This is a genomic window from Rhodococcus sp. T2V, from assembly GCF_029269925.1.
GTDB classification, from domain to species: Bacteria; Actinomycetota; Actinomycetes; order Mycobacteriales; family Mycobacteriaceae; genus Rhodococcus_F; species Rhodococcus_F koreensis.
Genome location: NZ_JARJBD010000065.1, coordinates 33,421 through 56,447 on the forward strand (window position 1 = coordinate 33,421; position 23,027 = coordinate 56,447).

The 23,027-nt window shown below is 66.2% G+C and carries 19 protein-coding genes and 2 pseudogenes; 6 read left to right on the forward strand and 15 right to left on the reverse strand.

What is annotated here, in order from left to right:
- Nucleotides 1-131: 131 nt before the first annotated feature.
- Complete coding sequence (locus tag P3H15_RS37230; RefSeq protein WP_276141841.1) at nucleotides 132-548, reverse strand: RidA family protein; 417 nt, start codon at nucleotides 546-548, stop codon at nucleotides 132-134.
- Between the two features lie 29 nt (nucleotides 549-577).
- Entirely contained in the window at nucleotides 578-1,972 is a 1,395-nt protein-coding gene (locus tag P3H15_RS37235) for an FAD-binding oxidoreductase (protein WP_276141842.1), read from the reverse strand.
- A 201-nt stretch (nucleotides 1,973-2,173) separates the two neighbouring features.
- Between P3H15_RS37235 and P3H15_RS37240 the strand changes: the two genes are divergently transcribed.
- Nucleotides 2,174-3,673 (forward strand): PucR family transcriptional regulator ligand-binding domain-containing protein, encoded by a 1,500-nt coding sequence (locus P3H15_RS37240; RefSeq protein ID WP_276141843.1) that lies wholly within the window; start codon nucleotides 2,174-2,176, stop codon nucleotides 3,671-3,673.
- A 37-nt stretch (nucleotides 3,674-3,710) separates the two neighbouring features.
- Here P3H15_RS37240 and P3H15_RS37245 read toward each other — a convergent pair whose 3' ends face one another.
- Complete coding sequence (locus P3H15_RS37245; RefSeq protein WP_276141844.1) at nucleotides 3,711-5,687, reverse strand: FAD-dependent oxidoreductase; 1,977 nt, start codon at nucleotides 5,685-5,687, stop codon at nucleotides 3,711-3,713.
- 296 nt (nucleotides 5,688-5,983) lie between these two features.
- Between P3H15_RS37245 and P3H15_RS37250 the strand changes: the two genes are divergently transcribed.
- The 3 genes from P3H15_RS37250 (at nucleotide 5,984) to P3H15_RS37260 (ending at nucleotide 11,387) form a co-directional block, all read left to right on the forward strand.
- On the forward strand, nucleotides 5,984-7,369 hold the full coding sequence (locus P3H15_RS37250; protein ID WP_276141845.1) for an MFS transporter: 1,386 nt from the start codon (nucleotides 5,984-5,986) through the stop codon (nucleotides 7,367-7,369).
- Between the two features lie 91 nt (nucleotides 7,370-7,460).
- Complete coding sequence (locus P3H15_RS37255; protein WP_276141846.1) at nucleotides 7,461-8,912, forward strand: NAD-dependent succinate-semialdehyde dehydrogenase; 1,452 nt, start codon at nucleotides 7,461-7,463, stop codon at nucleotides 8,910-8,912.
- Nucleotides 8,913-9,602: 690 nt separating this feature from the next.
- Complete coding sequence (locus P3H15_RS37260; RefSeq protein ID WP_276141847.1) at nucleotides 9,603-11,387, forward strand: ABC transporter substrate-binding protein; 1,785 nt, start codon at nucleotides 9,603-9,605, stop codon at nucleotides 11,385-11,387.
- On the opposite strand, the gene P3H15_RS37265 is transcribed toward P3H15_RS37260, so the two are convergent.
- From P3H15_RS37265 to P3H15_RS37280, 4 genes are all read right to left on the reverse strand, one after another.
- The gene (locus P3H15_RS37265) at nucleotides 11,388-11,993 is read right to left on the reverse strand and encodes a hypothetical protein (RefSeq protein ID WP_276141848.1); all 606 of its coding nucleotides are present in this window, start codon (nucleotides 11,991-11,993) and stop codon (nucleotides 11,388-11,390) included.
- Between the two features lie 64 nt (nucleotides 11,994-12,057).
- The gene (locus P3H15_RS37270; protein ID WP_276141849.1) at nucleotides 12,058-13,812 is read right to left on the reverse strand and encodes a hydantoinase B/oxoprolinase family protein; all 1,755 of its coding nucleotides are present in this window, start codon (nucleotides 13,810-13,812) and stop codon (nucleotides 12,058-12,060) included.
- Nucleotides 13,813-13,817: 5 nt separating this feature from the next.
- Nucleotides 13,818-15,860, reverse strand: coding sequence for a hydantoinase/oxoprolinase family protein (locus P3H15_RS37275; protein ID WP_276141850.1), 2,043 nt, complete (start codon nucleotides 15,858-15,860; stop codon nucleotides 13,818-13,820).
- Nucleotides 15,861-16,085: 225 nt separating this feature from the next.
- Nucleotides 16,086-16,850: a hypothetical protein gene (locus P3H15_RS37280; RefSeq protein WP_276141851.1), complete on the reverse strand. Its 765-nt coding sequence runs from the start codon at nucleotides 16,848-16,850 to the stop codon at nucleotides 16,086-16,088.
- Here P3H15_RS37280 and P3H15_RS37285 point away from each other — a divergent pair.
- Nucleotides 16,839-17,246, forward strand: a complete 408-nt coding sequence (locus P3H15_RS37285; RefSeq protein ID WP_276141852.1) for a hypothetical protein — start codon at nucleotides 16,839-16,841, stop codon at nucleotides 17,244-17,246. The genes P3H15_RS37280 and P3H15_RS37285 overlap by 12 nt on opposite strands.
- A gap of 118 nt (nucleotides 17,247-17,364) precedes the next feature.
- On the opposite strand, the pseudogene P3H15_RS37290 reads toward P3H15_RS37285, so the two are convergent.
- From P3H15_RS37290 to P3H15_RS37300, 3 genes and pseudogenes are all read right to left on the reverse strand, one after another.
- Nucleotides 17,365-17,607, reverse strand: a pseudogene (locus P3H15_RS37290) (RidA family protein); the annotation flags it as partial.
- A 12-nt stretch (nucleotides 17,608-17,619) separates the two neighbouring features.
- Entirely contained in the window at nucleotides 17,620-17,784 is a 165-nt protein-coding gene (locus tag P3H15_RS37295) for a RidA family protein (RefSeq protein ID WP_276141853.1), read from the reverse strand.
- 210 nt (nucleotides 17,785-17,994) lie between these two features.
- Entirely contained in the window at nucleotides 17,995-18,843 is an 849-nt protein-coding gene (locus P3H15_RS37300; RefSeq protein ID WP_276141860.1) for an FAD-binding oxidoreductase, read from the reverse strand.
- Between the two features lies 1 nt (nucleotide 18,844).
- On the opposite strand from P3H15_RS37300, the pseudogene P3H15_RS37305 reads away from it, so the two are divergent.
- A pseudogene (locus P3H15_RS37305) lies at nucleotides 18,845-19,180 on the forward strand (aldehyde dehydrogenase family protein); the annotation flags it as partial.
- Nucleotides 19,181-19,303: 123 nt separating this feature from the next.
- Here the strand turns inward: P3H15_RS37305 and P3H15_RS37310 are convergent.
- From P3H15_RS37310 to P3H15_RS37330, 5 genes are all read right to left on the reverse strand, one after another.
- Nucleotides 19,304-19,606, reverse strand: coding sequence for a WhiB family transcriptional regulator (locus tag P3H15_RS37310; RefSeq protein ID WP_276141854.1), 303 nt, complete (start codon nucleotides 19,604-19,606; stop codon nucleotides 19,304-19,306).
- A gap of 187 nt (nucleotides 19,607-19,793) precedes the next feature.
- Complete coding sequence (locus P3H15_RS37315) at nucleotides 19,794-20,303, reverse strand: acyl-CoA thioesterase (RefSeq protein WP_276141855.1); 510 nt, start codon at nucleotides 20,301-20,303, stop codon at nucleotides 19,794-19,796.
- A 100-nt stretch (nucleotides 20,304-20,403) separates the two neighbouring features.
- The gene (locus tag P3H15_RS37320; RefSeq protein WP_276141856.1) at nucleotides 20,404-21,597 is read right to left on the reverse strand and encodes an NADP-dependent malic enzyme; all 1,194 of its coding nucleotides are present in this window, start codon (nucleotides 21,595-21,597) and stop codon (nucleotides 20,404-20,406) included.
- A gap of 31 nt (nucleotides 21,598-21,628) precedes the next feature.
- Entirely contained in the window at nucleotides 21,629-22,384 is a 756-nt protein-coding gene (locus tag P3H15_RS37325; protein WP_276141857.1) for an SDR family oxidoreductase, read from the reverse strand.
- Between the two features lie 210 nt (nucleotides 22,385-22,594).
- Nucleotides 22,595-23,027, reverse strand: a 433-nt coding sequence (locus tag P3H15_RS37330; RefSeq protein WP_276141858.1) for an SDR family NAD(P)-dependent oxidoreductase, incomplete at its 5' end; no start/stop codon positions are given.

The following is a 23,027-nucleotide window of genomic DNA, read 5'->3' on the forward strand; positions in this document are numbered from 1 at the left end:
AGATTCGCCTGGCCCGCGCCACAGAATTCGTCCACGTCCCCTCGGATACATCGGCCCTCGCCGCCGTGCACGAAGTACAGCCCGACGTGCCGTACTCGTGCCGGCAAGGACGCCCCGCGATCTACACACGCTCAGTCCACGAGGATGCGACGTCCCCCGACGGCGGCGATTGCCTCGATCTCGATCAGCATTCCGGGAACGAGCAGTGGGGATCCGACTGCGGTGGAGGCCGGCCACGGTTCCTGGAGGAATTCGCGACGAACCTCCTTGAACACCGCGTAGTTTTCGACGTCGGGGATGTGGACAGTCATCTTGACGACGGAGGCGAGGTCGGCGCCGTGCGTGCGCAGCGCGGCGTCGATGTTCCGGAATGTTTGTCGCGCCTGCTCGACGAATCCGCCGCCGACCAGTTCACCTGCGTCGTCGAATCCGCCGTGGCCGGCGGTGTAGATCGTGTCCCCCACGCGCACTGCTTGGCTGTATTCGGCGGATTCAGCCCAGGAGAACGGCGCCTCGCGGATCTCGATCATGTTCGTGTCAGTGGTCATTCGTGTTCCTTCGAGTGAGGTGGTGGGGTTCAGCGGCCGCTGATCGTGTCGGCGATCTTGGCGGTGATGGCCGTCTCGGGCCGTGGTGAATGTGTTTCGCGGCGGTCGGCGTGGCGATATGCGGCGTAAAGGGCGGACGCACCGATCCAACGAATGGGTTCGACTTCCCAGCGGCGTGCGTGCCGGCCGACCCAGGGCAACCGCGTGAGCTCGGTGTCGTCACCGAGGATCAGATCGCGCAGAGTGCGGGCTGCCAGGTTGGTACCGGTCAGGCCGTGTCCGACGTACCCTCCGGCGTTCGCGATTCCGGTCCGCCGGTCGAAGTTCACCGCGGCGCACCAGTCCCTCGGTACGCCCAGGACGCCGCTCCAGGTGTGTTGCACCGACGAACCGGCCACCGCCGGAAACATCGCCTGAAGCTTCTCCATCAGTTGGCCCACTGCTTTGTGCGCGGTGGAACCGTCGGCGGCGAAGGACGAGGCGAAGTTGTAGGGGACGCCCCGGCCGCCGAGCGCGATGCGCCCGTCGGCGGTGCGCTGACTGTAGGCGAAGCTGTGTCCGCTGTCGCCGACCAGTTCCGCTCCCGACCAGCCGATCTCGGCCCACACCGACGGGGAGAGCGGCTCGGTGACGATCATGCTGCTGTTCATCGGCATGAGTTTGCGTCGCTGGCCTGCGATGCTGTCGGTATATCCCTCGAGCGCCTGCACGACGTATCGTGCGGTCACCGTGCCCCGACCGGTGGTCACCGTGCCCGCGGAAATGCTGTCGGCCGCGGTGTCTTCGTAGATGGTGACGCCGAGGCGTTCCACGGCCGCCGCCAGGCCGATCATGAACTTTGCGGGGTGGATGCGCGCGCAATGCGGGGTCCAGAACCCACCTCGCGCTCCCGCCACCTGCACTCGCTCGCCCAGTTCGGAAGGAGTGAGCAGGAACAGGTCGTCGGCTCCCCATCCTTGGGTGCGCAGGTGATCGACGTGGTGGGTCAGGCGCTGGAGTTGTGCTGCGTTGGTGGCGACGTGGATCAGGCCGTCCTTGACGATGTCGGCGTCGATGTCCTCTCCCGACGCAACGGAGATCACTTCGTCGATGGTGTCGAACATGTTCCGTTGCAGCCGTTTTGCGGAATCGGCGCCGTGCGTCTTGGCGTAGCGGCGGAATTGTCCGGCAGGTTCTCCACTCAGCCATCCCCCGTTGCGTCCGGAGGCACCGTATCCGGCGAACTCCTTCTCGACGATCGCAATTTTCAGGTCGGGCGAGGCCTGGGCGAGGTAGTAGGCGGTCCACAGACCGGTCAGCCCGGCACCGACGATCGCGACGTCGACGTCGATCGGGCCGGGTAGCGGGGCACGCTTGGCCGGCAGTCCGACGTCCCGGAACCAGAAGGACACCCCGCCGTTGGCGAAGTCGCTCGTTTTCTGCAAGGTTTCCACTTTGTCTTCCCGTCCGATCGAGAGAATTTCTGAAGCAGCCCGCGGGCTGCGCGGTTGGCCCGAATCCGGGTTCGACGTTAGGCGAGAAACCACCGAACCGCGATTGTCTCGGAGTATGAATATGGTGCGAACTGACATACTCTGAAACGAACAAATGCGCGACACCACAAGCGATCCAGATAGGAATGTCCGTTGTCGGAATTGACCGTCGGCGACCTCGTCGCCATGCGTCAGCTGGGGTGCCAGACGATCGCCGGGGCGGGTGGGCTGGACCGCAGGGTGGTGTGGGCGCACTCGTGCGAGTTGGAAGACCCGTGGAACTGGCTGGCGACCGACGAGCTGTTGATGACCACCGGCATCTGCGTCCCGGCCGACGAAGGCGACCAGGTCGAACTCGTTCGCCAACTCGAGCGGGCCGGTATCGCAGGGATCGCGGTGGGCGACGACATGAAGGCGCCTCCCCTGACCGCCGCGATGCTCGCCGAGGCCGATGCTCTCGACTTCCCGGTGCTCACCGTGTCGCACTCGACGCCGTTCTCGGCGATGGGCCGCACGGTGGCCGTGGCCAGTCAGAGCGAGCAGATCAGCCGGATCGCCCGGCTCAGTCGCCTGTACGAGGTGGCACGGTCGGCGACGATGACCGAAGCCGAATCGCCACTGCTGGAACGGTTGTCCACCGAACTCGGCTACGAACTGCACGTGGTCGACGTCGAGTACCGCACCGAGGTGCTCGCGAGGAACGGCCGCGTCGACGAGCCGACGATCCGCGAACTGTGCCATCGCCTCGACGGCCGACTCGACCGGCTACCCGCACGGCTCGCCGTCGAGTTGGACGGAACACTCGCCGCCACCGCCTTCCCCCTCCCCACCCACCGCCCCTGCATGCTGGTCGCCGTCTGCACCTCCGACGTCGATCTCGACGCGTTCGGTCTGCTGCACGCCCAGAGCCTGATCGGAATCGAGGTGGAAAGGGTCACCCGGCAGCGCGAGCGAGACGATGCAGTCGGAGCTGCACTGTTCGAGCAGATCATCGACGGAACCTTGGGATCGGATGCCGCCCAACCGCGCCTCGAGCAAGTTGGTCTGGCCGACCGGGAATGGATGGTGATCGGGTTCGACTCCCCCAATCTGCGGGCCGCTCGCATCGTTCTCGGCGACAACGAGACACCGAGGCTGTCGTGTGTGGTGGGCGAAGAGGGCTACCTGCTGCTGGCGGCAGAACACATCGACGCCGTCGTCGACCTGCTGGGTCCACACATCCCCCATCTGGGCCTGTCTGCCGGCACCTCCACCCTGCAGCGGGTGCCCGACAGTGTCCGGCAGGCGCGGTGGGCGCTGCAGGCCGCGCGTGCCGATGGCAGCGCGGTCGCGGAATATTCCACCGCCGCTCCGCTGTTCCTTCCCCGCACGCTGAGCGAGGCGCACTTCGCGGCGCGCGCCATTCTCGGTGAGCTGATGGACCACGACGAGAAGAACCAGACCCAACTGGTCGAGACCCTCGACACGTTCTTGACCGTGGACCGGAGCTGGGCGGCCGCGGCAGACAAGCTCATGATCCACCGCCAGACGCTGGCATACCGGCTCAAGAAGATCGAGTCACTCACCGGCCGGAGCACCAAGAGCTCGGCGGATATCGCCTCGTTCTGGATGGCGTTGACCGCTCTCCGGATCAGCCGCGGCGGCAGCGACTAGCACCGGCGCCGGCTGCCGCAGGGCAGATACCAGGAGTTCAGATACCGCTCGCCACCCGCAGTCCGTCCAGGGTCGCCTCCTCGACGGTGCGCGGCGACATGCAGTCCCCGATCGCGTGGACCGGCGTCCCCAGCGTCTGGAGTTCGCGGAGCAGGGTGTCGTTCTGCCGGTGCCCGAGCGCCAGTACGAGACCGGCAACGCCGTCGACGAGAACCGGCTGGGAGGTCAGCGTGTTCTGCAGGTACACGGTGTCCTCGTCGCCGCCGTAGAGGCGGACGTTGGTGATGATCTCGACGTTCGCCTCGAACACGGCGGCGAGCATCGCATTTCGTGTGTACTGCTGCAGCATTTCCCCCGCGGCATTGCCGTTGACGCAGAGCGTAACCTTGCGGCCACCGCTGCGGGCGATCATCTCCGCGACACCGAGTCCGGTCCAGTCGCATCGCCAGTCGGCGATCACGATGCGTCCACGAGGCAGGTCGCCGGCGCCGGTCGTGACGACATCCCAGGCGTCGAACACGGGCAGGGCGTCGTCGAGTTCGAGTGCGGGCCGGTACGGGACCGCGCCGGTCGCGACCACGATTTCGTCCGGGGCTTCTCGGCGCACGAGGTCGATGTCGACGCACGTACGGGTTTTGACCTCTACTCCGGAGCGTGCGATCTCGGCGATCAGATTGGTGGCGGCGCCCCCGAATTCGCCGCGGTGCGGTAGCTTCTCGGCGAGAAGTACCTGACCGCCGACCCGGCCGGCGGCCTCGTAGAGGGTGACACGGTGCCCCCGCTGCGCAGCGACGGCCGCGGCCTTCATCCCGGCCGGGCCGCCGCCGACGACCATGACCTTCTTGGAATGCGCCGCCGGGGTGGGTTTCCCGAACTGCAGTTCTCGGCCGGTCTCGGGCCGCTGGATACACGAGATCGGATAACCCAGGTGGAAATGTCCGATGCAGGCCTGATTGCACGCGATGCACGCGCGGATCTCGTCGACCCGACGGGTCTGTGCCTTCACCGGCATATCGGGATCGCAGATCAGGGCACGGGTCATCGCGCAGGCGTCGGCCTGCCCGCCGGCGAGCACGGCCTCGGCCTCATGGGGTTGATTGATGCGCCCGGCAACCAGGACCGGCACGGACACTGCTTGTTTGATCACTGCTGCGGAGGGGGCGGTGTACGCCGCCGCGTACGCCATCGGGGCCACGATGTGGGTCGACCCGCTCTGGCTGGCCGACGTGCCTTCGGTGACGTTGAGGTAGTCGATGTGCCCGTCCGTGTCGAGCGTTCGGCACAGCTGCACGATCTCACTCGAGTCGGTGCCGTCGAAGGTGCGTTCGTCGGCGGAGATCCGGACGCCGACCACGAAGTCGGGACCGACGGCCGCCCGGACCGCCGCCGCGGTCTCGCGCAACATGCGCATCCGGTTCTCGAGACTCCCGCCGTAGCGGTCGTCACGAACGTTGGTGTGCGGATTCAGGAACTGGGCCGGCAGATATCCGTGGCTGGCGGTGATCTCCACCCCGTCCAGTCCCGCCCTCTTCAGTCGGGCGGCGCCGCTGGCATAGCCGGCGACGATCTCCTCGATCAGTTCGATGCTCAACGCCCGGGGCATGACGTGGAACCGCTCGTTCGGCACGGCCGACGGTGCGAGGGCGACCGGCAGGGCACCGTCCTGCGATTCCATGATCTCGCGGCCGGGGTGGAAGATCTGCGAGATGAGCTTGCAGTCGTGCTCGTGGACCGCTTCGGCCAGTCGGCGGTATCCCGGTATGCAGCTGTCGTCGGTGATCATCAGTACGTGTGAGGTGTAGCGGGCGGTTTCGTGGATGCCGGCGACCTGCATGACGATCAGGCCCGCACCGCCCTCGGCGCGGGCCCGGTGGTAGGCGACCAGTTGGTCGGTGACCTGGCCGTCGTGCGCCATCACCGTGTCGTGGCCGGAGGAGAAGATCCGGTTCTCGAGGGTGATCGACCCCAGATCGAGGGAGCTGAACAACGTCGGGAATTCGATCGCGGTCGACATCGAGTGCCTTTCTGTGGAACACGCCGCCCTTCTCTGCAATGACGGGCCGAGCGGCGGGACGTATATGTGGTGGGCGGTGCCGGCTTGTCGACTGTGGCACATCAACCCGGCATCCACACTCATACGGCAGTACGTAGTTACCGACTGGTTCCGTACTCCGACACGATATGCGGGGCCCCGGGCGTCCTCTACTGTTTCGTACCGTCCGCGCTTCGGGTCGCCACCCGTCGCGCCCCAGACGCGGGAACGACATGCCTCTACACCGCCTCTCGCGAACACACCTCAGAGGAACGCAGATGAAGACATTCGACGTCATGGACGAAGCGCCCACGTCGCGCTTCCACCGCAAGTTGCTGATCGCCTGTTGCGGTGGGCCCTTTCTCGACGGATACGTCCTGAGCATCATCGGTGTCGCGCTCGTCGGCATCAAGGCCGACCTGATGCCGTCGAGTGCCGAGGTCGGCCTCATCGGGGCCGCGTCCCTGATCGGCATCTTCTTCGGCGCGACCCTGTTCGGTGCCATCACGGACCGGATCGGCCGGGAGAAGATGTATGCGCTCGACCTCACCGTCCTGGTCGGCGGGTGCGTGCTGTGCATCTTCGTCCAGGAGGCGTGGCAACTGATCGTCCTGCGCCTGATCATCGGACTGGCAATCGGCGCCGACTACCCGATCGCGACCTCACTGCTCACCGAGTTCACGCCGACCAAGAAGCGGGGCTTCATGATCGGACTGACCGGGGTGAGCTGGTCGGTGGGTGCCGCGTTCGCCTACATCGTCGGCGCGGTCATCGTCGGAGCCACCGGTGGGCACGAGCAGTGGCGGTGGATGCTCGGCACCGCCGCGGTTCTCGGTGTCGTCGTGGTGCTCGCGCGGCGCGGCATTCCCGAGTCACCCCGGTGGCTGCTGAACAAGGGCCGCGTCGCCGAGGCAGAGTCGGTGATCATGACGGTCTATGGGCGCAAGCTCGACCTCACCGATCAGGCGCCGGACGAAACAGGCTCCAAAAAGGCATCTTTCGCTGCGATTCTGCGCGGCGGGTACCTGAAGCGGACGGTGATGTGCGGGACCCTGTACCTCGCGCAGATCACCCCGCAGTACGCCCTGCTCACATTCCTGCCGGTAATCCTCGCCGGCTTCGCGATCTCCGATGCCGGCTCGGCCGGGCTGGTCGTCGAGACGGTGATCATCGTGCTGTTCGCCGTCGGCTGCTTACCGGCGCTGCGCTGGGTGGAGACCGTCGGGCGGCGGAAGATGACCATCATCCCGTTCGCGGTCATGGCCGTCCCGCTCGCCGCGCTGTGGCTGATCCCGGACGGGCCCGTGTGGATGATCGTGGTCGCCTTCTGCGTGTATGCGTTCGCATCCGGCGGGCCCAGCATCCTGGAATGGATCTACCCGAACGAGTTGTTCCCGACCGAGATTCGCGCGACTGCGGTCGGTGCCGCGGTGGGGATCAGCCGTATCGGCGCCGCCACCGGCACCTACCTGCTCCCGATCAGCATCGACGCCCTCGGCATCGGCCCCACCATGGGATTCGGGGCGCTCCTCACCCTTGCCGGGTTCGTCGTCTGCTTCGCCTGGGCGCCGGAGACCGCGGGACGCTCGCTCGAGGAAACCTCGGCGCTGACACCGAACCCGCACCGGACCCGCCGCAGCGCAACCACCGCGTCCCTGGACTGACCGCCCGAGACGCCCTCGGCCCGAACGAACCCACTGGTCGGGCCTGTGTCGTGCTTCCCGGACCTCTCAGGACTTTTCGAAAGGTAATTCGATGACCACCACCCCGAGCATCGTCGCCGCGGTTCCCACCCAGTTGTGGTTGGGCGGACACCAGACGCCGGCGTCGTCCGGCGCCACCCTGCCGGTACACGACCCGGCGACCGGAGACATCCTCACCTACGTGGCCGATGCCGATCCCGGCGACGGTCTACGGGCCCTCGACCTCGCCGCCGCGGCGCAGAAGGAGTGGGCGGCCACGGCACCCCGGGTGCGCGGGGAGATCCTTCGCACAGCCTTCGACCTGCTGACCCAGCGCAGCGAGGACTTCGCGCAACTGATGACATTGGAGATGGGCAAGGCGCTGGCCGAAAGTCGCGGCGAGGTCGCCTACGGGGCGGAGTTCCTGCGCTGGTTCAGTGAGGAAGCCGTCCGGCTCGCCGGCCGCTACGCCGGAGCTCCGGCCGGCAACGGGCGCATCCTCGTCACCAAGGAACCGGTCGGCCCGGTCCTGGCGATCACCCCGTGGAACTTCCCGCTGGCCATGGGCACCCGCAAGATCGGGCCCGCGCTGGCCGCCGGCTGCACCGTCATCGTCAAGCCGTCCGAGGAAACCCCGCTGACGATGCTGCTGCTCGGTCAACTCTTCGCCGACGCCGGACTGCCCTCGGGCGTGCTGTCGATCCTGCCCACCTCCAACGCTGCTGCACTGACCGGACCGCTGATCGACGACTCGCGCCTGCGCAAGCTCACGTTCACCGGCTCCACCGCCGTCGGGAAGCATCTGGTGCGCAACTCCGCCGACCAGTTGCTGCGCACGTCGATGGAACTCGGCGGCAACGCCCCGTTCGTGGTCTTCGACGACGCCGACATCGACGCCGCCGTCGACGGGGCAATGGCGGCGAAGATGCGCAACGGCGGGCAGGCGTGCACCGCGGCCAACCGATTCCACGTCGCGGGTTCTGTGATCGACGAGTTCACCGACAAGCTCACCGCCCGGATCGCCGCGCTCACGCTCGGCCCCGGATCCGACCCGGACACCCAGATCGGGCCTCTGATCAACGCCGGCCAGCGTGACATCGTTGCCGACCTGGTCCGCGACGCCGTCGAGCGCGGCGCCCGGGTCCGCACCGGCGGTCAGGCCCCCGACGGGCCGGGGTACTTCTACGCCCCCACCGTCCTCGACCGTGTTCCCCGTGACGCCCGGTTGCTGCGGGAGGAGATCTTCGGGCCGGTCGCGGCCGTGATCGGGTTCGACACCGAGCAGGAGGGCATCGACGCCGCCAACGACACCGAATACGGTCTGGCCGCCTACTTCTACACCCGCGACCTCGATCGCGCACTGCGGGTCTCGAGCGCCCTCGACAGCGGCATGGTCGGTGTCAATCGCGGCATCATCTCCGACGCCGCCGCCCCGTTCGGCGGCGTCAAGCACTCCGGCTTCGGCCGTGAGGGCGGCACCGAAGGAATCGAGGAATACCTCGACACCAAATACGTCGCGCTCTGAAGTAGCCCCGCCCGTTGCCGCCGATGTGGCACCGCGTTACCGGAGGGCCCTGACGAGCGCCCCCACCCCGATAGGCTGGGTGGCAGCGACGGGTTGGCGGAGACGACCGCCCAGGCACGGGGTGGATCTCCCGGCTCGGCCGGCGACCCTGCACTGAAACCGGCTACCCTGGTCGAGCCGGTCGAGCAGCGGTTCGGGGTGCGCCTGCATCCCCGCTCCATCGAGCGAGCGGCGACCCACATCAGGGAGCACTCCAAAAGCCGCTGACTTACTCGCCTTTGAGCAGAGGGTAGACCCCCAATCACCGGACGCCGACCGGGCCACAGGCCCGCTTAGCGCCCGGCACGAACAACTCCGTCACGCTCCCTGCACGAACGTGCTCGCGCCTTCCCGCTGGGCTCGGCGTGCTGGTCGGCAGGGGCATCACCGCCTGGCAGCGGGCCCTGAACCGGTTGACCTGCGATCACACCCCGGCCCGCGGCCCCGGTCCGACGGCGGGTGGTCCGGCTGAACTGTCAGGCGCACTGACCGCCGAACTCATCGACATCCTGACCGCCGTCACGCTCGCCGGCGCCGGCCCCGATCCGCCGCCCCATCCCTACCGCCCCCACCGGTGTTCAGCGAAGGACGATTCCCAGCGAAGTACGTCTCCGACCATAGAATGGAGGTCTCTTCGAAGGAGGTGACACAATGGCCAAGGAGCGACCGGTCGGCCCGGCTAGCCGCGAGTCGTTTCCCGAGACCTTCGAGGTTCGAGTCCTCCACAACGGATCGGTCTCGGGCCCGCACGGCGACATGGTCGATCCTGACGTCGTGGATCTCGCGCTGGGGTTCCTGGCCGAGGACCTTTCGCAAGTGGAATTCGTCTGGACCAGGTCCCGGATACCTCTGCGGATCTCCATTCAGCGCTCACAGCGCCAAGGCCACCGCTCGGCGCGCATCGTCGGTGAACAGTGCCGCGAACTTCCAGTGAGAACCACGCTGCGCGAACTGGACGTAGTGACGTTGCTGATCGCGGGGTTGACCAACCCTGCCATCGCAACGGCCTTGCACGTCAGCCTTCGGACAGTGACCACTCACCTCGATCACGTCATGCGGAAGTTCGGGGTGACCAATCGATCTGCGGTCGCGACCATCGCGTTGGACCGAGGTCTCATCGGGCTGCCCTTGCCGATCGACACCGACGGCCTGGATCAGTTGGCGATCGGCAGGATGGTGCGTTCCGCGGGGACGGTGCCGTCCCCCGCGTCGTCGGCCACGGGTCGTTCCTCGTCCGTTGATCCGATCCGCATCGGCGCTCTCATCCCGTCACAAGGAAGGGCGAGCGCCGACGCCATGGCGATGCTCAACGGCGCCCGGCTGGCGATCGAGCAGATCAACGCCCGAGGCGGTATTCAGGATCGGCTGCTGCAGATGGACATTGCGGACGTCGATGCCGATGACGAGATCAGCGCCCGCACCGCGATGGACGCCCTACTACGGCAACGGCCCGCGGCGATCACGTCCGGTTATCTTGTTGGGCAGCTGCCGGTGATGACTGCGTCGGCGACGGACGGAATTCCATTCCTGCATTCGTCCGCGTCTTCGTTGCTCGGTGACCTTGTTGCCAACGACGTGCGTCGTCACCACGGCGTGTTTCAGTTCAGCCCCGACGACGACGACTACGCACCCTGTTGTGTCTCGTTCCTGACACAGCTCCGGGAGAACGGATCGTTGAGCCCCCGCTCGAATCGGATCTGTTTCGTGATCCAATCACGCTGGGAATTCATTGATCTCGGCATCGAGTGCGCAACTCGCGAGGCAGTAGCGGCCGGATGGGAACCGGTCGTTGTCAAGGCGTCCGGCAGCAACGGCGAGAGTGCATGGGCCGCCGCGGCCCGCACCGTGCAGGACAGTGCACCCGCTGCCGTCATGGTCGGGAGCTACTTTCAACAGGACCTCTGCGCATTCGTTCGCGAATTCCTGAAGGCACCGTCGGACACGCTGATCTATTCGACCTACGCCCCGTCCGTCCCCGGTTTCCGAGAGTCTCTGGGCGCAAGGTGCGAGGGGCTCCTGTGGTCCGCGACGACGGGGACATACGCAGACGACCTGGGGGCCGAGTTTTCCCGCACCTACCGGGCCCGCTTCGGCCGGGGGCCGGGTCGGTCTCATGCCGGGATCGCCTACGACCGGATTCACATCCTCGCCCAGGCCTGGCGGCAGGTTTCCGATGTACGTGACTTCGACGACGTTGCCGACCGACTGTCGGAGACCCGGTATCGAGGGGTGAACGGAGCGTACGCGTTCGACCCGTCCAAGCACCGAACCCTCAGTCTCGGCAGAGCATCGCGCGACCCGTCCCTCGCGCAGGCGCACACGATCTTTCAGATTCAGGGAGGGCGCGACATCCTCGTCTCTCCGCCTCCGTACGCCACCGGGCGCTTCATTCCTCCACCCTGGGTGTCAGGTGCCGCAGCCGGCCGAGGTTCCTGATCACCGACCGATACTCTGCCTCCACGCGGCCAGGGTGGCACGGTCGACCGCCATCGGGTTCTCCCGTTCACGGCTGTCGATCTCGCCGCTGGTGAGATCGATGGTCAGGGCGGAACGAAGGCCTTTGAGCTCGACTCCTGTCTCGGTCGTGGCCAGCACTCGTTGATCGGGATCCCCGTGCACGTGTGTCCAGACGACGCCACGGTCGGGATCAATCAGCGCCACGCCGATTTCCCACGCCAGCAGGCATTGATCCATCCCCGGACGGGGGTGGAACCGGACGGCGTGGGTTCCGATCGTCGCCCCGGGGCCCTCGTCGGCGGTGCCGACTCGTCCCACACTGCCGATGCGTTCCACCTCGGCGATCACCTCGATCGTCGGTCCTTCTCGCCGGGCGAGCACGACCTGCGAGCCCGCCGCGCCCATCATGCACGCCCACGTTTCGCTCGCGTACGCGTCCACGAAGGCGGACCCGACCGCGTTCAGGAGGATCGACTGCACTCCGTCCGGAGTGGTCACGGTGAGCTCGGAGTGGTGGCCGAGCCTTACGGATCCCCATCCGGTGTCCCACGTATTGCCCTTCCACAGGGCGCTCCCGTTACTCACTTCGACCATCCTCTCGGTGCGGTACCCGGGGTTGCGGGTTGAGCCCGCAACCCCGGGCTGTTCGTCAGTGGGCTGCTCGTGCGACGCGTGTCGCGTCGGTATTGACCTGAAGGTCGTCGGTGAGGACGACGCCGTAGTCGCTCTCCGCACGGGCGCGGCTGACCACGTCGTTGCGCACGTCCTCTGCGACGAGCTCGGCATCTCGTGTCAACGGGTCGCCCCACCCACCGCCACCGCCGCTCTCGAAGACGAACGATTCACCGGCCTTGAACTGGATGCCACCGAGCATCTGTGGGAGCCAGTTTCCGTCGTCGTCGAGTCCGCCGACAGTTTCGATGGATCCGTCTACCCTGCGCCGCAACTGCTTCTGGCGGCTGCCTGATCCACCGCCGTTGGTTCCGGGCGATCCTTCGCGGGTGCGCGACGATTCCATGGTGATGATCTGGCCGGTGCCGATGAATTCGACCTCCATGCGCACGCCCGCACCTCCGCGGTACTTACCTGGGCCCGCTGAGTCCTCGATCATCTGGAACGAGTTGTACCGCAACGGGAATAGCATCTCGGCCGTCTCGGCAGGCAGGTTCTGACAGTTGCCAAGCGGGTCCATCGTCACGTGCATGCCGTCGTTGAACGGTGTGCCGCCCCACCCACCGGCCGGAAGATCGGAAAATACATGGTTCTCGTCGGTGGCCGGGTCGATCACGCTCGCGGTGAACCAGTTGGCATCCGAGTAGGTGGAGGCGACACTGCGATCCGGGATCGCGGTCGCAATGGCCGACCAGATGCCGCCGGTGACCTTCGACGAGGCCGCCGTGGTACACCCCAGGGTCGGTGCGGGCCAGATCGGGTTGAGCCACGTCCCTTCGGGAACGGTGAAGTCGATCTGTCGATACATGCCGGCATTCGCCGGGGCCTGCGGGTCCAGGAAGAACTTCAGCGAGTAGTAGATCGCGGAGACGGTGTTCGCCAGCGGCGAGTTGATCGGACCGAGGCACTGCTTGTCCGAGCCGGTCATGTCGACGTGGACGCGGTCACCGCTCACCTCCAGCTTCACCTTGATGCGAACCGGCTCCTCGCTGTAGCCGTCGGAATCGATGTAGTCCTCACCGTGGTAGACGCCGTCCGGGATCTGCTCGATCGCCTTCTGGGTGCGGCGCTGCGTGTAGTCGAGGATTTCCCGCATGCCTTCCCGCATGACGTCGACGCCGTAGCGCTGTGCGAGTCGTCGCATTTCGTCACGGCACGCCCAGAGTGAGGCCAGCTGGGCCTGAACGTCGCCTTCGACGTACTGCGGGGTGCGCGTGCCGTTCTTGATGATGTCCATGAGATCCCGGTTCAGGACACCGGCGGATGCGAGCTTGACCGGGGGCAGCCGGAACCCCTCGCCGGCGATATGGGAGTCCATCGTCTGCCCGACGTCGGTCCAGTGGGCCCGACTCACCGCGTAGGCGATCAGGTCGCCTTCGAAGTAGATGGGTGTGGTCAAGGTGACATCGGGCGTGTGGGTCCCGCCGAGGTAGGGATCGTTGAGAATGACCACGTCGCCGTCCTCGAGCGTATCCCGCGGGAACTTGGCCAACGAGGCGCGCGCACTGTAATGCATGGCGGCGATGTGCACCGGGCAGTTGGCCGTCTGTCCGATCAGTTCCACGTCGGGGTCGAACACGGCACTGGAGAAGTCGACCATGTCGTAGATGATCGGAGAGAAGGATGCCTTTTGGAGAACCTGGGACATGCGTTCGCACGCATAGTCGAATCCGCGGCGCAGTACCTCGAAGGTGACCGGGTCGAGTTTGCGTGAGGTGGTGGTTTCAGTCATATCGGTCACTGATCCTTCTTGCTCTCGAGGATGATATTGCCGTACTGGTCGACCCAGGCTCTCGCGGCCGGCGGCACGACGACGCCGCCGTGCGCCTGCTCGATGATGGTGGGTCCGTCTACTTCGAGGCCGATCGGCGTCGAGTCCGGGCCGTAGACGTCGATCTCGGTGAATGCGCCGTCGAAGTACACACGCCGACGCGTGGGCTCGGCGGTGCCGCCGGCCGCTGCCCCGACCATGGCGGATTCGGCGGGCTTGGCTGTCTTGCCGACCGCAGTGATTCGCAAATTCACTACAGCCACGGGGAATTCGGTCGAGTAGACGCCGTACTCCTGCTCGTGCGCGCGGTAGAACGCCTTGGTGATCTCGCCCAGTGACTGATCGGAGAGGGTGCCGTCCGGAAGGGGCGTCGTCACCTCGTAGGATTGGCCGATGTAACGCATCGCGGCGAACCGATCGATCTCGACCGTGTCCGCGTTCGCGCCGTCTCTGGCCAGTAGCTCGCGCGCCTGAGCCTCGAGATCATCGAGCGCAGAGTTGAACTCGTCGATGTTCACGTCGGCGAATGGATGGTAGAACGTCCCCTCGAGGTCGTGTCGCACATCCATCGTGATAGCCCCGAAGGCGCATGCGACACCGCCGTACGGAGGAACGATGATCTTGTCCACACCGGCGCCTCGTGCCGTCTCAAATGCGCTCAACCCGCCTGCTCCGCCGAACGCGACCATGGCGTGGTCGCGAGGGTCTCGACCGCGGTCGCTCGAGACCATGCGAATTGCGCCTGCCATGTTCTCGGAGAGGATCGCGAGGATGCCCTCCGCACACTCGTGGATCGTCATGCCCAGCGGGTCGGCCACTGTCGCGATCGCCTTCTCCGCGGCCTCGACGTCGAGGGTGAACTTACCGCTGAGGTCCGGGCTGATCCGGCCGAGGACGAGGTTCGCGTCGGTGACGGTGGGTCGGTGGCCTCCCCGGCCGTAACAGGCCGGTCCGGGGACGGCGCCCGCGCTCTCGGGCCCCACGCGCAGCGATCCGCCCGAGTCGATCCACGCGATGGAACCTCCGCCGGCGCCGATGCTGCGGATGTCGAGCATCGGCACGATGACCGGCATTTCCCATTCGAGCTCGTACTCGTCGGTCACCAGGCCTCGGCCCTGCTCCATGAGCGCCGCCTCGAAGCTGGTACCACCCACGTCCGTGACGATCAAGTTCGGCGAGTCGAGCAGCGCGGCGAGGTATGCGCCGGCCGCGACGCCGCCGGCCGGTCCGGATTCGATGAGTTCCTCCGGGTGTTCCTTCGCGCTCTCGGCGCGCATCATGCCGCCGTTGCTCTTGACGATGTAGAGGGGAGCGGTTGAGCCTTCTGCTTCCAGCTTGGATTCGAGCCGGGTCATGTAGTCGCCGACCACAGGCATCATGGCCGCTCGGATCGCGGTGGTGACGAAGCGTCCCAGCTCGCGCACCTTGGGGCGGGTCTCAGAGGACAGCGCGATCGTGGCGTCGGGAATCACGTCAAGCAGGATCTTGCGGGCCAGTTGCTCGTGGTGACCACTGTTGTAGCCGTTAATGAACGCGACGGCGATGTTACGGATGCCGCGATCGCGGATCTGCGCTGCCGTCTCCCGTAGCTGGTCCTCGTCGAGGGGTGTCACGACGGTGCCGTCCGCGCCGAGCTTCTCGGTGACGGTGTAGCGATTGGCGCGGCTGACGAGTGGTTTGGGCTTGACCTGGTAGGGGTCGTAGAGAGCCTGCCGACGCTGTCGACCGATCTCCAGGACGTCACGAAAGCCTGCGGTGGTGATCAGGGCGGGCTCCGGATACTTGCGTTCGAGAAGAGCATTGGTCGCCACCGTGGTGCCGTGAACAATCGTCGAGATCTCGCGCGGGGCAATTCCGGCGCTGCGCAACGCATTCAGCACGCCTAACGAGAGATCCTCCGGGGTGGAGAGCACCTTCGCGGTGCGCACACCCGATGCCGTGGGATTGGCTTCATCCAACGCGTAAAGGTCCGTGAAGGTGCCACCGATATCTACTCCGATGCGGAACATTGGTCTCCTTTGCCAGGGACAACAGGCCTCACAACCGGGCAACGGGCCCGGCGGTCCTCACCGCCGACGGCGGGTGGCCTGTCATCGTGTCCTTGGTCAACGAAGTTACAGAGATCACATCGGGACGACATCGGTCGATTTACGTATGCGTGAGCAGAAAGCAGGTGTGCACCCTCGACCCGGGCAGGGATGAACCGGGCACCGCTAATGACATCCGGCCGATGGTCACCGTTCGATGCGGGCGATTGACTCGAGAAAGCTTTCTGGCACTGTCGGCCGCGTCGGGGCCCAGCTACCTGAGAGCTGTTCCCGGTGCAGTGCATCGAGCATTTTCTCGATGTCTTCTCCTCCGTCGGGGAGGTATCTCAGCATTCGCTGTTCGGCGCAGATTGCGACCGCTCCTGCCAACCTGGTCTTTGCCTCTTCGTCTCGGCCCACAGCGGCCAGACAGCTGACGAGAAGCCTTGTGGCCTGCAGTGTCGCGAGGCGACGGCGGGTACCGGTGAGCTTGGCGACCCAGCGCTGCGCGCGATCGAGTACACGCGCGGTGTCCTCCGGTGAACCGTGGGTGAGGATGTGCCGGATGGCCGTGTCGTCGTCGAGTAGCGCTGTCGTTGCGGTGACGGCGTCGACCTCGAGGTCGATGTTCGGTGTGAGTGCTGGGGCGGGCGGGTGCGGGAGCTGCAGGAGCGCAAGGTCGTTGTCGATGCGGGCTCGCAATCGGTCGAGGTGCAGTGCTGCGGCGGCCCGGGCGCCTTCGTCGAGTCGTTCCTGTGCACCGGACCGATCACCGCGCAGTGCCTTGATCCGGGCGCCGACCACGAAGCGGGCAATCATGAAGTCGACGTCCCCGCCTTCGCCGCCGAGCTCGTAGCTTTCCTCGATCAATTTGTTGCGGCTGCCCGGGATCTCTCCCTCGCCGACGGCGGCTTCAAGTCCACCGTCGGACTGGTACAGGTCGAACCGGGATCGACGAACGTGATACCGCACGAAGTTTCATTCAACCTCGACCTGAGGGCCGGCGGCGACGCCGATCTCGATCGGGTGGTCGATTCCGTTCGTCAAGAGTTCGAGGCGATTGCCGCCCAGGAGCAGGTCGTGTTGGCGTTCGAGGAGTTCTGGCGACTGTCGGCAAGCACCTTCGACGAGAACTGGCGCCATGTGCTGTGCGATTCCACCCGACAACGCGGGTTCGAATGGATCGACGTCCGCGGCGGGATCGGTCACGATTCCCTCCATCTCGCCGGATTCACCCGCGCTGCGATGGTCTTCGCCCAGACCCGCAATGGTGTCTCCCACTGCGAAGAGGAATTCGCGCCGTGGGATTCGGTGTGCGAGTCGGCCCAGACCTTGATCGACGCGGCCATCCGAACAGCCAACGAGTAGACGGACAGCGCAGGGCATCTGCCCAGTACCGCCGTTGGGTGAAACAGCTCGGTGACGCTGATCGGCCCGCGGTCGCGGGCCGATCAGCGTCACCGGCCGAGGGCAAGAAAGTTGCACGTCAGTCCGCGAGGAGAGTGCGGCGGCTCTGCACGACGGCGATTGCCTCGATCTCGATCAGCATCCCGGGAACGAGGAGGGCAGACGAGACGGCCGTCGAGGCAGGCCACGGCTCCTGGAAGAACTCGCGCCGCACCTCCTTGAAGACCGTGTAGTTCTCGATGTCGGGAATATGAACCGTCAGCTTGACGACGGACTCCAGATCCGCGCCGTGGGAACGAAGAGCTGCCTCGATGTTGCGGAAGGTCTGCCGGGTTTACTCGACGAACCCGCCGGCCACCAATTCGCCGGAGTCGGCGAACCCGCCCTGGCCCGCGGTGTAGACGGTCTCCCCCACTCGCACGGCCTGGCTGTACTCGGCGTTCTCGGCCCAGGTGAAGGGCACCTTGCGGATCTCGATGGTGTTGGTGTCCATCGTCATTCGATGTCCTCTCGACTAGGGGTTGGGAGCGTGATCAGCGACCGCTGATCTTGTCGGCGATCGTGGCGGTCAGTGCGGTCTTCGGGCGTGGCGAGTTGGCTTCGTGCCGGTCCGCGAAACGGTAGGCGGCGTACAGTGCGGACGCGCCGATCCAGCGGATCGGTTCGACCTCCCACCGGCGGGCGTGCCGGCCTACCCAGGGCAGTCGGGTCAGTTCGCTGTCCTGTTCAGGATCAGGTCTCTCAGCGTGCGGGCGGCGAGATTCGTGCCCGTCAGTCCGTGCCCGACGTAGCCACCGGCACTGGCGATTCCGGTGGTTCGGTCGAAGTTCACCGCGGCACACCAATCTCGGGGCACGCCGAGTACCCCGCTCCAGGTGTGTTGAATGGATGACGCGGACACTGCCGGGAACATCGATTGCAGTTTCTCCATCAGCTGTCCCACTGCCTTGCGGGCCGTGGTCCCGGCCGGGTCGAAGGACGACGCGAAGTTGTAGGGAACTCCGCGTCCGCCGAGTGCGATCCGGCCGTCCGCGGTGCGTTGACTGTAGGCGAAGCTATGCCCCATGTCGCCCACCAATTCGGCGCCCGGCCATCCGATGTCTGACCAGACGGAGGCGGGCAGCGGTTCGGTGACGATCATGCTGCTGTTCATCGGCATCAGTTTCCTGCGCTGACCCGACAGGCTGTCGGTGTAGCCCTCCAGTGCCTGCACGACATATCGCGCCCTGACCGTTCCCCTCGTGGTCGTCACCGATCCCGGCGAAAGACGTTGGGCCGTGGTGTCTTCATAGATTGTGACGCCGAGCCGTTCCACCGCTTCCGCCAGTCCCACCGTGAACTTTGCGGGATGGATGCGTGCGCAGTGCGGTGTCCAGAACGCGCCTCGCGCCCCCGATACCCGCACCCTGTCGTCGAGTTCAGACGGCGTCAGGAGGAACAGGTCCTCCTTGCCCCATCCTTCGTTGCGAAGTTGATCGACGTGATGGGTCAGGCGGTGAAGCTGCGCCTCGTTGGTCGCCACATGGATCAGACCATCCTTCTCGATGTCGGCGTCGATCCCCACCGTCCTCGATCATATTCCCCGAGATGCGCGCCTGCTGCGGGAAGAGGTCTCCGGCCCCGTCGCGGCCGTGATCGGATTCGACACCGAACAGGAGTGCATCGACGCCGCCAACGACACCGAGTACGGACTGGCCGCGTACTTCTACACCCGCGATCTCGACCGGGCACTGCGGGTGGCCGACGCCCTCGACACCGGCATGGTCGGAGTCAACCGGGGCATCATCTCCGACGCGGCCGCACCCTTCGGCGGCGTCAAGCACTCCGGTTTCGGGCGCGAAGGCGGGACCGAAGGGATCGAGGAGTACCTCGAGACCAAATACGTCGCACTCTGAGTCCTGCCCTTTCACGATAGGACTGGGCGGGGGCGCGACGACAGTACCGAGATGCTCAACTTGCTTTGATTCAGCAGTGTTTCGGGCACGCCCACGCGGTCGAGTGATCGTCGTCGCACTCGCTCAGCCAACGGAGCGGGAGGGTGTGAACCACTTACGTTGTCGCCGGGCAATGTCTCGCTCGCGCGGCGTCAGGCCACCCCAGATGCCGTGTGGTTCGCTGGCGTCGACGGCGTACTGGCGGCACTCGGCGAGGACCGGGCAGCCGGAGCAAATCCTTTTGGCGTGACCTTCGATGAGCTCCGTGCGGGGTTCGAAGAACAGCTCCGAATCCGCATCGCGGCAGGTCCCGCTCATCTGCCATTCCCATTCCTCCGCGCGCGGAGCAGGCAGGGTCAGATCCCCCAGGCGGCCGGTAAATTTCATCGCATTCTTCTCCTATGTGAGGTCAGCCGACGCGTATCGGAGCGCGGCAATGTCAAGTGAGGAGGTGCCGTGGGAATGCGATCCACGGCACCTCCTCGTTCGCACCGCATCCGGGTGATTGCGCGTCGACGCCACGGCAGCAACATCGAACATGCTCGGATACGGGCGAGTCCGGGGGTGTGATTGTTCAATGAGCCTCGGGCAGGGCGGGGACCGCATGCGGACTTGCGAACGCCGCTCGTTGGGCGCGGCGGCGTTGCCGTGCTGCTTCGTACCGTTCCTCATCGAGTTCGGTGTGCAGGGGCAGGGCCGCGATGGGGACGGGCTTGCCGTCGGAATCGACGGCGACCATGGTGAAGTAGGAGCTGTTGGTGTGCCGGCAGCGACCTTCTCGGATGTCTTCGGTGTCGACACGAATACCGATCTCCATCGAGGTGCGTCCGGTGTAGTTCACCGAAGCGGAGAAGGTGACCAGTTCGCCGACGTGGATGGCGTCGCGGAAGTGGACACGGTCGACGGAGAGTGTAACGACGTAGGTGCCTGCGTAGCGGCTGGCGCAACTGTAGGCGACCTGGTCGAGGAGTTTGAGTAGGTGCCCGCCGTGGACGTTGCCGGAGAAGTTCGCGACGTCGGGTGTCATGAGCACGGTCATCGACAGTGTGGTGGGTCTGGGTGTTGTCGTGTCATCCGTCGACATCGTGATGTCCTCCTCGATCAGAGCGTGCGAATTCGATCCGCGATCACCCCGGGCCGTGGCCTGGGTGCGGGCCGGTCCGGGGTGGTCGGGTGGATTCTCGCTAGTCGGTGACGCCTTCTGCGCGAGCAGCGGCGGCGACTGCCTCCGCGACAGCGGGGGCGACGCGAGGATCGAGCGGGCTGGGAACGATCCTGTCCACAGCCAGCTCGTCACCGACGACCGAGAGGATCGCCTCGGCGGCGGCGAGCTTCATGCCCTCGGTGATCCGGCGGGCACCGGCATCCAGGGCGCCCTTGAACACACCGGGGAAGGCGAGCACATTGTTGATCTGGTTCGGGAAATCGCTGCGCCCGGTGGCGACGATCGCCGCATGCTTGCGGGCGACGTCGGGGTGGATCTCCGGATCCGGGTTCGACAGCGCGAACACGATCGAATCCTCCGCCATGGTCGCGATCAGCTCCTCCGGGACGGTGCCCGCGGACACCCCCAGGAACACGTCCGCACCGTCCAACGCCACCGCGATGCCGCCGCGGAGGGCGGCCGGGTTCGTGCGGGCGGCCAGGTCGACCTTGATCTCGTTGAGGTCGGTGCGGTCGGCCGAGACGATGCCCTTCGAGTCCAGGACCGTCACGTCCGCGATGCCGGCGGCGAGCAGGATGTTCGCGCAGGCCACACCGGCGGCGCCGGCACCGGAGATCACCACCCGCAGGTCGGACAGTTCCCGGTTCTGCACCTTGACCGCGCCCTTGAGGGCGGCGAGGACGACGATGGCGGTGCCGTGCTGGTCGTCGTGCATGACCGGGCAGTCCAGGGCCTCGATGACGCGCTTCTCGATCTCGAAGCAGCGGGGTGCGGAGATGTCCTCGAGGTTGACGGCCCCGAAGCTGGGGCGCAGCCGGATCAGGGTCTCGACGATCTCGTCGGGGTCCTTGGTGTCGAGGACCAGGGGGATCGAGTTCAACCCGGCGAAGTTCTTGAACAGGGCGGACTTGCCCTCCATCACGGGAAGGGAGGCACGCGGGCCGATGTCACCGAGGCCGAGGACCGCGGAGCCGTCGGAGACGACGACCACGAGGCGGTTGGTCCAGGTGTAGCGGTCGGCGAGGGTCTCGTCGGCGTGGATGGCGCGGGAGACCTGCGCGACACCCGGGGTGTAGGCGATGGACAGGTCGCGCTGGTTGTCCAGCGGGGCGGTCAACTCCACGGACAGCTTGCCGCCGAGATGTCCCGCGAAGATCACGTCCTCGGTCAGCTCGACCTGCTGGGGCGTCGTGGGTTCGGATGTCACGGTCACGGGTGGGATCTCCTGTGGTGTCGAGTCGCGGTCAGCTGGAGACCAGAGCGAAGGTCGGTTGGGCCGGAATAACGTGTCCCGATCCGATAGACCGGTCGACCAGCAGCAAGGGCAAGAGTTCGTCGAGGCGAGGTGGGAGGGCATCGGCAGCATCGGCGGAGGCGAGCCTCGAGAGCCGAATAGTGTTGATACGCAATGCGGCGAGCGTCTGATCACGCGCTGCGGTCATGGTGAATGATTCGATGGCGCCGTTGATCGCATCTCGGGCCGGACTCAAGGGCAGGTTGTCGATCGCAGGCCCTGTTCCCAGACCGGTGACGGTGACGATGGTGCCAGTGGTGGAGTTGTGCTGCATCGACGACGCAGCGCGGCGTGTGGTCAGGAACAGCATCGCCATGTGGTCGTAGGTGAAGCGCCCCCAATCGGCAGGAGCGATGTCGGCCAGATTGTTCGTGGCGGTTTCCGGTCCGGGCAGCCAGGCGGTGTGCATCAGGGAATCGATGCCGCCGTGCCGGTCTTCGAGACCAGTGAAGAGTCGGTCGACGTCGGCCTCGATCGTCAGATCGGCCACGGCAGGGTAGGCGGTCCCCCCGGCCTCGGTGATCTCGGTGGCGACCGCGTCGGCGGCGTCGGCCGAGAAGCTATGTGCGATGACCCGGCAGCCGGCCTCGGCGAGGACGCGGGCGGCGCCGGCACCTTCGATCTGTTCGACGCCGGTGACCAGGACACGAGGCCGGTGAGCGGGTGTGTCGGGGGTGTCGGGCAATGGATGTTCCGCGTTGGTCATCTCACGCTCTCTGAAATGGGAACCCGATACCGAGTGGGTCTATCGCACACCGGGTCCGTGGGGATGTCAGTCGGCGCCGTTGTATACGGTCCGTGGGCCGCAGTGCGGGGCGCCCCGGCACTCGCAGCGTCGAGAGTGTCGAGTCGCCCCGCACCGGGGTGTTCCGGTCAGGTCGGGCAGGCGCTCTGTGACCGGAAGTCTGTGTCGTTCTCAGTCCGTCGTGGTCCAGGGGTTGCGGGTCCCGACGGTCCAGCCACCGTCGACGAGGATCTCCGCACCGCTGCAGTACGAGGCGTCCTCGGAGGCCAGGAACGCTGCGACCGTGGCGATCTCGCGGGGCTGGCCGATCCGGCCGAGGGGGGCCTTGGAGTATTCTGTGGGGACGGCTCCCTGCGGTGCGCCCATCTCGGTGGCCACCCCACCGGGGTGGATCATGTTGACGCGGATCCCCTGGGGTCCGAGTTCGCCGACGGCGGCCTTCGACATCGCCAGCAGCGCCGACTTGGTCGAGGCGTAGGCAGCGGTGTAGTCCAGCGGTGCGAACGAGGACACCGAGACGATGTTGATGATCGAGCCGTGCCCGATCTTCGCCATGTGCGGTGCGAGGGTCTGCATGCCGAGGAACACGCCGATCTGGTTGACC

Coding starts and splice junctions, on each gene's coding strand:
- P3H15_RS37230 (WP_276141841.1), bottom strand. CDS start 548: ATGACCACTGACACGAACATGATCGAGATCCGCGAGGCGCCGTTCTCC.
- P3H15_RS37245 (WP_276141844.1), bottom strand. CDS start 5,687: ATGTCGACCGCGATCGAATTCCCGACGTTGTTCAGCTCCCTCGATCTG.
- P3H15_RS37250 (WP_276141845.1), top strand. CDS start 5,984: ATGAAGACATTCGACGTCATGGACGAAGCGCCCACGTCGCGCTTCCAC.
- P3H15_RS37255 (WP_276141846.1), top strand. CDS start 7,461: ATGACCACCACCCCGAGCATCGTCGCCGCGGTTCCCACCCAGTTGTGG.
- P3H15_RS37260 (WP_276141847.1), top strand. CDS start 9,603: ATGGCCAAGGAGCGACCGGTCGGCCCGGCTAGCCGCGAGTCGTTTCCC.
- P3H15_RS37270 (WP_276141849.1), bottom strand. CDS start 13,812: ATGACTGAAACCACCACCTCACGCAAACTCGACCCGGTCACCTTCGAG.
- P3H15_RS37275 (WP_276141850.1), bottom strand. CDS start 15,860: ATGTTCCGCATCGGAGTAGATATCGGTGGCACCTTCACGGACCTTTAC.
- P3H15_RS37295 (WP_276141853.1), bottom strand. CDS start 17,784: ATGACGATGGACACCAACACCATCGAGATCCGCAAGGTGCCCTTCACC.
- P3H15_RS37310 (WP_276141854.1), bottom strand. CDS start 19,606: ATGAAATTTACCGGCCGCCTGGGGGATCTGACCCTGCCTGCTCCGCGC.
- P3H15_RS37315 (WP_276141855.1), bottom strand. CDS start 20,303: ATGTCGACGGATGACACGACAACACCCAGACCCACCACACTGTCGATG.
- P3H15_RS37325 (WP_276141857.1), bottom strand. CDS start 22,384: ATGACCAACGCGGAACATCCATTGCCCGACACCCCCGACACACCCGCT.